Genomic DNA, 9,421 nt, shown 5'->3' with positions numbered 1-9,421 from the left:
AGCCGGGTCTTTCATGATCTGTTGGCCCAGGTGACGGCCCGGATGGGCCGCCCGTATGCCGTCGCGGTGGATGCCGGGTATAAAACCCCGGCGATTGCTCACCTGCTTCGTGAAGAGGGCATCCGCCCGGTCATGCCTTATACCCGTCCCAAGGGCCCGCCGGGACGTTTGCGTAAACAGGACTTTGTGTATGATGCCTACCTGGATGCGTATCTCTGTCCCGAGCATCAGGCCCTGCGCTACCGCACCACGACTCGGGACGGCTATCAGGAGTATGTCTCGGATCCCGCCATTTGTCAGTCCTGTCCGCTGCTTGAAACCTGCACCCAAAGCCGGGATCACCGGAAGGTGATCCTCCGCCACGTCTGGCAGGACGATCTGGACGAAGCCGAACACCTTCGACACACCCCGTGGAACCGGAGAACCTATGCGGAACGAAAAGAAACCATCGAACGGATTTTTGCGGATCTCAAACAAAAGCATGGCTTGCGTTGGACGCTCCTCGCCGGAGGGGCAAGAAACTCTGCGCAGGCGATGCTTGTTTATGCAGCGATGAATCTCAAAAAACTCGCCACCTGGCGGTGGCGACAAATAGGCGCTTGTCTGTTAGGGCTTCTTTTTTCTTTCGATGGCACAACAAAGGCCTCCGAAATCCATTTTCGGAGGCCTTTGTCTACAATCTGAAGCGGGCCGCGACTGGCCCGCTTTTCTTTTATATCGAATTATTTATCTAAATATCTTCTTGCACCCGCATACTCATCTGCATACCCGGAATCTTCCAGATTTACGATTTCAACTGCGCTCCGGGAATTCGGCGAATGAATCATGTCACCACCGCCGATGTACATACTGACGTGGTGGACCCGTCCTTCCCCATTATCATAGGCGAAAAACAAAAGATCCCCCGGCTCCAGGTCTTCTTTAGCTACTCGATGACCTTGCTCTGCCTGTACACTGGAATCTCTCGGAATTTCTATGCCATTAGCGGCAAAAATAGTATGTGTGAACCCTGAACAGTCAAATCCAAACCCTGACATCCCTGCCCATAGGTATGGAAGGCCGAGAAACTGTTTTCCGTCTGCAATAATATCCTCCGCCCCAGGGGATGGAATATCTTCCTCGCTATCATATATTTCAATATCTGATGCATCAACCCACTTATTTCCGTCCGAAGGGGTAGCTACCAAGACTTCTCCCTGATGCTCCTTTACAACCGGTAAACGGGTGTTATAGCTCAGGTCTTTGTAATTTTTTCTCCCCTTTTTATCATAAGTTAATTCTGCGGTTGGAGAAGTAATGAGAGCAAATGGTTCATCTTCTAATTTTTCCATCCGATTACTCTCGGTTATTTGTTCTTCCGGGACCCACCCGGGATAACCCAATTCATTTCTTGGAGTCTCCTGGCCTTCCGCTGCTACTTTTACCCATCCATTCTTTTTTTCAAGAACGTGCACCTTTGAGCCAAACAACGCCTGGCTTTCCAGATTCCCAACGAGCCAGAGCTTTTCATCTACGCTCATCGACGCTGTCCATTCATTCAGGCTGGCCGGGTTGGAGGCTGAGGGAAGATCAATTTCCCGGAGAATATCCGGCTCCGTCCACATCGTCATTGTACTCACCTCTGTATAAGCCGTCTCATTCACTTCTGCTGCACTCGCAGAGCCGGCCGTGAATGCTGCTCCTATAACTGCAATCATAACAGTTGAAATCCAGTGACCTCTCTTCATCGCAGTTCCCCCTTTTCATATTTGATATGCTCCCTCTGCGCGGAATTCATTGCTTGTACCTGATGCCCTTCAAAAGATACGGCAGTAACAGTATTTTCCTGCAGCCATTTTGGAGCATCCAAATCCACCATCTTAATATTAGGATGGGCAAGCGCCAGCTCAGCTGCCGGCGAAACGCTTATTGTCGATTCCATCATGCTTCCCATCATGCACGGAACACCCGACGCTTCTGCAATATCAGCAATTTTCCACGCCTCCAGCAGTCCCCCGCATTTCATGAGTTTAATATTAATCATGTCGCAGGCACGCTGTTCGATGAGCCTGCTGGCATCTGTATATGTTTTACAGCTTTCATCCGCCATAATAGGCGTTCTGGTAGATTCTGTGACTTTTTTTAAACCGGCCCAGTCATCGGCTGCTACGGGCTGTTCTATAAACTGTACCGGGATGTGTTCTTTTTCAAGCTGCTGAATAAATGCTATTGCTTCTTTAGAAGTCCACCCCTGGTTGGCATCAATCCTCAACATGACGCCTTGGGGAAGCACTTCAGTGATGGCGCGGATTCTTTGATGATCTTTTTTGATATCATCTCCGACTTTCATTTTCAAATAGAGGTAACCTTCGTTTATATATTGTTCTGCTGTATTTTTCATTTGTGCTGGTTCTTCCATACTGATCGTCATATCATTTTCAAATACAGCCGGTGTTCCTCCCAGCCACTGCAGGAGACTGCAGTGGCGCTTTTGAACAAATGCATCTATAACAGCCATTTCCACTGCTGCTTTGGCACTGAGGTTCCCGTAGCAGCTTTGCTTAAGTCTCCGTACATTTTCCTGCAGAGCTTCGTTTTCTGCTCCTGCAAGTGCCTCTGCAGCCGGACCGTTAATAACTGTTTCGATGCTTGAAGGAGATTCTCCCGTCACAGCAAGAGCTGGAGCTGCTCCCCCTTTCCCTATAGTACCGTCAGTCAGTATTACACTTACTTCAACATTTTCAATGCTTGTAACTGTCCTTATGGACGTAACAAACGGTCGATTCAAAGGAATGATTTTTCTTTTCGTTTTAAGAGAAGCTATTTCCATTCAACATCCCGCCTCTTAAATTCTTGATAAGATTTCCGCTACCGCGACACCGACGACTGTGCCCATAAATGAGCCAATTAATGCCATCATTACGCCTATTGGGACCAGAGTACGGCTGAAGGCTCCTGCAAGCACCGGAGCAGACGCCATACCTCCAATATTGGCCAGACTTGCGATGCCGAGGGTAAAAAGGTCAAGCCGGAACAGTTTTGCTAAAAGCAGCATAATAGCTCCGTGGAAAAATAAAATCATAAATCCGGAGATAATATACGCTGGAACTTCAGCAATATTTGAAAAGTCTGCGTTGGAAGCAATTAGAGCTATGATCGTGTAAAGCATCAAATAGCCTATATCCATTGTCCCCGTTAACCTGGCAACCGGCGTTACAGCAAGACCCAGACCCAAAACGGTAACAATTAATATCGTCCACGTTGTTGCATTCACAGCATTACCAGCTTCAGGAAGCGTATTTCCTACTGCAATGGCAAGCGAAGCTACCAGCATAGAAAATCCTAAGCAGACAATAATTTCTACGTATGTTAGAGGTTTTGTTTCTTTTTCCTCAAGAGACAAATTGTACTGCATCTGATCAATGCTTTCTGTTTTCGCTTTTGTAAACCGGTTGAATGCGAATTGGAAAGGAACAAGCCAAAATAAAAGCATCACCCAAAACGAATAGTTTACTGTATCCATAATTAAAGCATAGCCAAATAAATTCTCAGGGACTTCAAGAATCCCCTGCAGCGCTACAAGATTTGCTGAACCTCCCGTCCATGAACCAGCCAGAGCTGCAAAAGCCTTCCACGTTTCCGTGTCTAAAAAACCCTGCATAATATAATATGTAACCGTAAAACCGCCAACTATACTAATCACAGCTACAACGTAGCTAAGCAGCATTTTTGGCCCCAGTTTGATAATCTGCAGAATGTTACAGTTTAATAAAAATAGAAATATCATTGCCGGCAGTAGAAGAGAACGTATGCCTGAATTTAACTCACCGAGAGCCTCGGAGCCACTGAATACCCCAAAGGTGTTCAACAGAGCGGCAACGATGTAGATGAGCACCACTGTAGGTACGTACTTAAAAAATTTACTTTTTGTCACTTTTTCCGTACCTACGAGAAGTGCAACCATCGCAATCAAAACACTAATGTAAAGAGCTCCGTTTTCTATCATGCTGAATAACCTCCTTTAGATTGTTAAATATAAATAAACCCAGCAAAGAGAAAAGATCTCTTTGCTGGGTTTTATCCGGTAAGATAAAGCAGCACTGCTTACATATCAGCCTTTATTTGCTTATACTTTAAGCTGGCGTTGCGCAGGGCAACAATCATCGCTTTCTGGGACGAGCCGTGATAACGTTTTTGAATAATTTCTACAAGATGCTCACTTTCCTGAATCGAAGCTCCTGCGAATATTTCTTTTACAAACCGGGCTGTTAAAGAAAGAATAGCAGAACATTCTGCCTCCAGGATTTCATCCGTTAGAGTATCCACTACAAATCCAATAAAAAATACCTGATATTGTTCAGTGATCGGGTTATTCGAAGGAGATTTAGCCTCTCCCACAATGTAAATAGTATTCTTGTTGTACAAATGTTTTTCACCACCTGATTGCTAAAAGAAGAACGCTTTGGGTAAAGGTTCCTTTTACCAGAGGAGTAATATGTTTGAAAATTATGATATCGTACTTTTCTAAATTACGCAATTCTTATTTTTATTTATCCTTCGCTTTTGAACTTTCAGTCAGTTTCCTAATGCTGAAAAAGGGAAAGACATAGTAGAGAAAGATACGAAGATTTAGGAGGAGTAGTATGTCCCAAGTTGAAAATATTTTATTTAACCAGCAGCATATAAGCAACCACATTTTTAAAAACAAGCTGATTGTCGCTCCGATGACACGGATTAGCGCAGATGACGATGGTACGCCGAATGACCGGATGCGCAGATACTATGAGCGTTATGCTCTTGGCGGTTTTTCCGCTGTTATTTCGGAGGGGATTTACACCGATGAAATCTACAGCCAGGGATACGCCAATCAGCCCGGACTCGCCAATGAACATCATCAGGAAGGATGGAAGCCGATTACTCAAGCAGTCAAAGAGCATGGAAGCAAAATGATTGCCCAGCTCATGCATGCCGGCGCTCAGTCCCAGTATAATCAATACACAAGCGAGACTGCTTCTGCTTCTCCCGTCCAGCCTCCCGCTGAAAAAGTATCTTCCTACGGCGGACAGGGGGCTTTCCCCGTCCCGAAGGCCATGGATGAAAATGATATGGACACCGCTAAGCAGGGATTTGTGGAGGCAGCCCTCCGTGCCGCAGAAGCAGGATTTGACGGTGTAGAGCTTCACGGGGCGAATGGCTATCTGCTTGATCAGTTTCTTTCCGAATCCACTAATAAACGTACAGACCAGTACGGCGGTCCTGTAGAAAATCGCGTACGCTTTCTTAATGAAGTCGTCGAAGCCGTTCGCGAAGCCATAGGGCCGATTCCTATTCTTGGCATCCGTATTTCGCAGGCCAAAGTTACGGATGGGTCTTACCGCTGGCCGGGAGGGGAAGCAGACGCCACAGTCATATTCTCCGAGCTCGGGAAGACGCCACTCGATTATATTCATACTACAGACGGCGACGGCCTCGGCGAGGGCTTTGGAAATGACACCTTAAGCATGGCCCAGGCGGCTAAAGAATACAGTGGCCTACCCGTCGTTGCCAATGGGAATCTTGGAGATCCCGAAAAATCCTCCCATGCCATCAATGAAAGTGCTGCTGATTTTGTTTCTCTCGGCAGAACTGCCCTGGCTAATCCCGACGCTCCCCACCGCATTCTCCATGGTCAGTCGATGAACAGCTTCGATCCTTCTCTTATTATGCAGCCGCTTGCTAATGTGAAAGAAGCAGAGCTTGAACAAAACATCTTCAAAGAATAAAAAAAGGAGGGGCCGGATTGGCCTCTCCTATTGTGCAGGGGTTGCGGAAACGAGAAACCGTATTTTTTTCTCCCCTAGCTTAATTTTCACAGGCGTTTCCGTATAAACCTCCCCGTCCGTGTCTGCCTGTTTTACTGGATCTGTAGTCAACTCAATATCTCTGCCAAGCACATGCTCAATAGGACTGTTTTCATTATCAATTTCCTTAGTCCCCATTGTTGCAAAAAATTCTCTCATCAGGCTGTTGCCGCCTTCCGGGATAATGAAGATTTCGAACTGCTCATCCTGCATCGTGGTGTCTCCTACCGGCACCTGGTTTGTACCGATGGAGTGGCCATTCATGATCAGAATCATTACCGCTTCCCCAGTATAGTTTTCTCCGTCAATTTTCATTTGATAAGAAAACACTTCCGGATTCTGAACAGTTTGCAGTGTGCTGATAAAATAGCTTAACTTTCCGATAGCACCTTTTAAGTTTTCATCAATGTTTTCCGACGTTTCCACAATTAAACCTATCCCGTAAAAATTAGCAAAGAAACGCTCATTCATGGAGCCTATATCAATTTCTTTCGTATTCTTTTCGAGCATATCTGTCATAGCCTTTTTTGGGTTCTGTGCCAAACCGAGAGACCTGGAGAAATCATTACAGGTGCCGTACGGGAGCACGCCTACATCAGGGGCATATGGTGATTCCATCAGCCCGTTGATGCTTTCATGAATTGTCCCATCACCGCCGGCAATAAATACCGCCTCTACCTGTTCATCTATCGAAGCGCACGTTTCACGCACATCGTCTTTGGATTGTGTCTGCCTGATAACAAGCTCCACAATGGAAGTTCCCCATACCTGGATAAATGTATTTAACTGCTTTTGTTTTTCATTAACGTCTTTGTTTCCGTTAATAATAAGTAAAGCTTTTTGATACATATGAACGTCTCCCCTATCCTGTCAAATACACGGCTTCTTATTTAGAAGACGCTAACCGTATATTCCCATTTCCAGAGAGAAAAAAACAAGGGAGATGCTTTCTATTTGCAGTGCAAAATCATCCGTCTGGTGCCAGTATATAAATTAGACCAATACATGCGCTCTGCTTCGGGCGGGCACGGCTGGCGTCTCCATACCGATTTCATGCTTGCGCTTTCCGTATATGTCAAAACATGCACTTCCCTTGGGTTTTTTCCGGTAAGCCAGGCCCCTCCTTTTTCGAGAGAAATAAACTGTGCTCCCCGCAGCGTCTTTATGTTCCGGTAAGCCTTCAGGCATTCATCCATCAGGGCTGCATACAGCACAACTTTTTGCGACTCCTGTTCCGGCGAGGAAATACCGATTTTTTTCCAATGTTTTTTCACACATTTTACTACATCCAGCTGACTCTCAATCTTTGCTCCAGTTAATTCTTTCATTACATTCTGAATAATAGAAATAAATAAATCATTAATTTCAGGCGTTATTCTTTTCGCATGATGCTGTTTTTTCATCTCTATACCGCTCCTTCATTAATCACATTTTTGAAGCATCGGGCACTTTGCACACACTTCGTCACTGTTACTCAATGCTTTATAAATAGAACACCAGGATCTTTTCGCATAACAAATAGGTACATTTTGATTTTTGGCCCGTTCCTTTAACTTGGCGGAAACATTGTGATTGATGAAATCAGTAAGCACAAGCACCAGATCAATATTTGGCGGGATTTCCTTTTGCACCATTTTTACTTTTCGCCCGCTGACATGCTTGATGTCCTGAAAGCCTAATTCTTTTAACCGGTCGGGAATGGCTCCCAGTCTGTCTGCCCCAATGATCATCAATCCGTCCATGTTTATCCTCCTATTTGAAAACAATTCTCATTTATTATGTATAGTTTATTGAAAATGATTCTCAATGTCAATGTTTATTCCTGAGCCCGAAGTTTTTATTCTGTCTTTATGTGGAATATACTTGAGAGAGTATACCGCCAGTCAGTCAAAAAAGGAGGTACTTGTATGAAAAGCCGCGAAGAAGTTCATATAGAAACATTTACCGTGGGAGATAACGGTACAATACCTAATCATCCTAGTTTTCCTGTGCTCGTTTATGAACAGACTGTCACAGGCTCTGAGGATGTTAAAGAACTTTTTAATAAAAATAACTGGCTGGGAGCATGGAAAGGAAGTGTCTTTAAATACCATCATTATCACAGTAATTCGCATGAGGTGCTTGGCTGCGTAAGTGGTTCCGCCCTTTTGCATATAGGTGGCGAACAGGGGCGGCAGCTTAATGTAAAACACGGCGACATATTGATTCTTCCCGCTGGATACGGCCATAAGCTCATTGAGCAGAGTGAAGACTTTGCAGTTATTGGTGCTTATCCAGGCGGCTCGGATTATGATATGTGTACCGGTGACCCTTCCGAGCGCCCTGAAAAAATTAATAATATTTACCGCGTTCCTCTACCCGATTCCGATCCCGTTTTCGGCTTAGACGGACCACTATTTACTTATTGGAAAAACTTTTCATAAACGAAAGGAAGCTAGTATAAAATGGCGACAAAAACGAGACAAATACTTTTACACGAAAGACCAAAAGGCCTCCCTGACAAAAACACATTTGCATTTAAGCATATAGAAATAGGTGCTCCCGCTGAAGGAGAAGTACTTCTTCAAATGATTTACATTTCTGTGGATCCTTATATGAGAGGAAGAATGGACGACCGCGAATCATACGTCCCTCCTTTTCCGCTTCACAAACCAATTGCCGGCGGCGCCATTGCGAAGGTGGTTGAAAGCCGCGATGATTCTTTAAACGAAGGTGATTACGTGACCGGCAATCTGCCGTGGCAGCAATACGTTAACGTGAGTGCTTCGGATGTACGAAAGGTTCAGGCGGAAGCAGCTCCGGTTTCTGCGTATTTGAACGCTGTCGGCATGCCCGGACTCACTGCTTATTTCGGCACGCTCAGTATCGGTCAGCCTAAGCAGGGAGAAACGTTCGTTATCTCCGGGGGAGCCGGCGCTGTTGGTTCGCTTGCCGGCCAGATTGCCAAAATGCAGGGCGCCCGGGTGGTCGGTATTGCAGGTACCGATGAAAAACTGGATTATATGAAAAGCATTGGATTTGATGAAGTAATTAATTACAAAACAGAAGATTTAACAAAAGCCATCAAGCGGACGTGTCCCGACAAAGTAGACGTATACTTCGATAACGTCGGGGGCGAAATGAGCGATATTGTGCTCGATCATTTAAATAAATTCGCCCGGGTGGTCCAGTGCGGGGCAATCTCTACGTATAATGATCCGGACAATTACGGACCGAGAGTCCAATTCAAGCTCATTAAATCAAGCGCTTTGATGAAAGGCTTCATTGTAGGCGATTACGCTGATGAATTTGAAGAAGCAACCAAACAGCTTGCAGCCTGGGTAGCTTCCGGGGACCTTCAGTATGAAGAAACAATTCTCACTGGGTTTGATCGTATTCCAGAAGCATTCATCGGTTTGTTCACCGGCCGGAACACGGGCAAGCTGCTCGTGGATGTTTCCCAATAAAGTCAAAACGCCGCTGCTTTCACGTACCGCAGGAGGTACACTGCGAAAAAGCCGCCTATCCATACATTGGATAGGCGGCTCAGATTGTAGACAAAGGCCTCCGAAAATGAATTTCGGAGGCCTTTGTTTGTGCCATTGAGGGAGAAAGAAGCCTCC

The 9,421-nt window shown here is 45.5% G+C and carries 10 protein-coding genes and 1 pseudogene; 4 read left to right on the top strand and 7 right to left on the bottom strand.

The features are described 5' to 3' along the window. Positions 1-591 (top strand): annotated as a pseudogene (locus ACTRXI_RS16080) (transposase); the annotation flags it as partial. Positions 592-722: 131 nt separating this feature from the next. Here ACTRXI_RS16080 and ACTRXI_RS16075 read toward each other — a convergent pair. The 4 genes from ACTRXI_RS16075 to ACTRXI_RS16060 all read right to left on the bottom strand — a co-directional run bounded on the left by ACTRXI_RS16075 (position 723) and on the right by ACTRXI_RS16060 (position 4,404). Then, positions 723-1,727: a C40 family peptidase gene (locus ACTRXI_RS16075; protein ID WP_474264234.1), complete on the bottom strand. Its 1,005-nt coding sequence runs from the start codon at positions 1,725-1,727 to the stop codon at positions 723-725. Beyond that, positions 1,724-2,809, bottom strand: coding sequence for a dipeptide epimerase (locus ACTRXI_RS16070; protein ID WP_474264232.1), 1,086 nt, complete (start codon positions 2,807-2,809; stop codon positions 1,724-1,726). Before ACTRXI_RS16070 ends, ACTRXI_RS16075 begins: the two co-directional genes overlap by 4 nt. Positions 2,810-2,824: 15 nt before the next feature. After that, positions 2,825-3,985 carry a DUF819 family protein gene (locus tag ACTRXI_RS16065; RefSeq protein WP_474264230.1) on the bottom strand — a complete coding sequence of 387 codons (1,161 nt, stop codon included), beginning with the start codon at positions 3,983-3,985 and terminating at the stop codon, positions 2,825-2,827. A 98-nt stretch (positions 3,986-4,083) separates the two neighbouring features. Next, on the bottom strand, positions 4,084-4,404 hold the full coding sequence (locus ACTRXI_RS16060) for a DUF3870 domain-containing protein (protein WP_091616040.1): 321 nt from the start codon (positions 4,402-4,404) through the stop codon (positions 4,084-4,086). 218 nt (positions 4,405-4,622) lie between these two features. Here ACTRXI_RS16060 and ACTRXI_RS16055 point away from each other — a divergent pair, with 218 nt between their 5' ends. After that, the gene (locus ACTRXI_RS16055; protein ID WP_474264228.1) at positions 4,623-5,741 is read left to right on the top strand and encodes an oxidoreductase; all 1,119 of its coding nucleotides are present in this window, start codon (positions 4,623-4,625) and stop codon (positions 5,739-5,741) included. A 27-nt stretch (positions 5,742-5,768) separates the two neighbouring features. On the opposite strand, the gene ACTRXI_RS16050 is transcribed toward ACTRXI_RS16055, so the two are convergent. The 3 genes from ACTRXI_RS16050 to ACTRXI_RS16040 all read right to left on the bottom strand — a co-directional run bounded on the left by ACTRXI_RS16050 (position 5,769) and on the right by ACTRXI_RS16040 (position 7,561). Then, positions 5,769-6,668 (bottom strand): diacylglycerol/lipid kinase family protein, encoded by a 900-nt coding sequence (locus tag ACTRXI_RS16050; protein WP_474264226.1) that lies wholly within the window; start codon positions 6,666-6,668, stop codon positions 5,769-5,771. Positions 6,669-6,769: 101 nt separating this feature from the next. Beyond that, positions 6,770-7,222, bottom strand: coding sequence for a hypothetical protein (locus ACTRXI_RS16045; RefSeq protein WP_474264224.1), 453 nt, complete (start codon positions 7,220-7,222; stop codon positions 6,770-6,772). Between the two features lie 18 nt (positions 7,223-7,240). Further along, complete coding sequence (locus ACTRXI_RS16040; protein WP_091616031.1) at positions 7,241-7,561, bottom strand: DUF2325 domain-containing protein; 321 nt, start codon at positions 7,559-7,561, stop codon at positions 7,241-7,243. A gap of 165 nt (positions 7,562-7,726) precedes the next feature. Here ACTRXI_RS16040 and ACTRXI_RS16035 point away from each other — a divergent pair, with 165 nt between their 5' ends. Further along, positions 7,727-8,242, top strand: a complete 516-nt coding sequence (locus tag ACTRXI_RS16035; RefSeq protein WP_474264222.1) for a cupin domain-containing protein — start codon at positions 7,727-7,729, stop codon at positions 8,240-8,242. Positions 8,243-8,263: 21 nt separating this feature from the next. After that, positions 8,264-9,265 carry an NADP-dependent oxidoreductase gene (locus tag ACTRXI_RS16030; protein ID WP_474264220.1) on the top strand — a complete coding sequence of 334 codons (1,002 nt, stop codon included), beginning with the start codon at positions 8,264-8,266 and terminating at the stop codon, positions 9,263-9,265. The last annotated feature ends 156 nt before the right edge of the window (positions 9,266-9,421 follow it).

Source organism: Marinococcus sp. LNHM4E3-1 (genome assembly GCF_056034405.1).
Note: the sequence above shows the minus strand (reverse complement) of the source record. Positions and strands in the feature narration are given on the sequence as shown.

Coding starts and splice junctions, on each gene's coding strand:
- ACTRXI_RS16075 (WP_474264234.1), bottom strand. CDS start 1,727: ATGAAGAGAGGTCACTGGATTTCAACTGTTATGATTGCAGTTATAGGA.
- ACTRXI_RS16070 (WP_474264232.1), bottom strand. CDS start 2,809: ATGGAAATAGCTTCTCTTAAAACGAAAAGAAAAATCATTCCTTTGAAT.
- ACTRXI_RS16065 (WP_474264230.1), bottom strand. CDS start 3,985: ATGATAGAAAACGGAGCTCTTTACATTAGTGTTTTGATTGCGATGGTT.
- ACTRXI_RS16055 (WP_474264228.1), top strand. CDS start 4,623: ATGTCCCAAGTTGAAAATATTTTATTTAACCAGCAGCATATAAGCAAC.
- ACTRXI_RS16050 (WP_474264226.1), bottom strand. CDS start 6,668: ATGTATCAAAAAGCTTTACTTATTATTAACGGAAACAAAGACGTTAAT.
- ACTRXI_RS16045 (WP_474264224.1), bottom strand. CDS start 7,222: ATGAAAAAACAGCATCATGCGAAAAGAATAACGCCTGAAATTAATGAT.
- ACTRXI_RS16040 (WP_091616031.1), bottom strand. CDS start 7,561: ATGGACGGATTGATGATCATTGGGGCAGACAGACTGGGAGCCATTCCC.
- ACTRXI_RS16035 (WP_474264222.1), top strand. CDS start 7,727: ATGAAAAGCCGCGAAGAAGTTCATATAGAAACATTTACCGTGGGAGAT.
- ACTRXI_RS16030 (WP_474264220.1), top strand. CDS start 8,264: ATGGCGACAAAAACGAGACAAATACTTTTACACGAAAGACCAAAAGGC.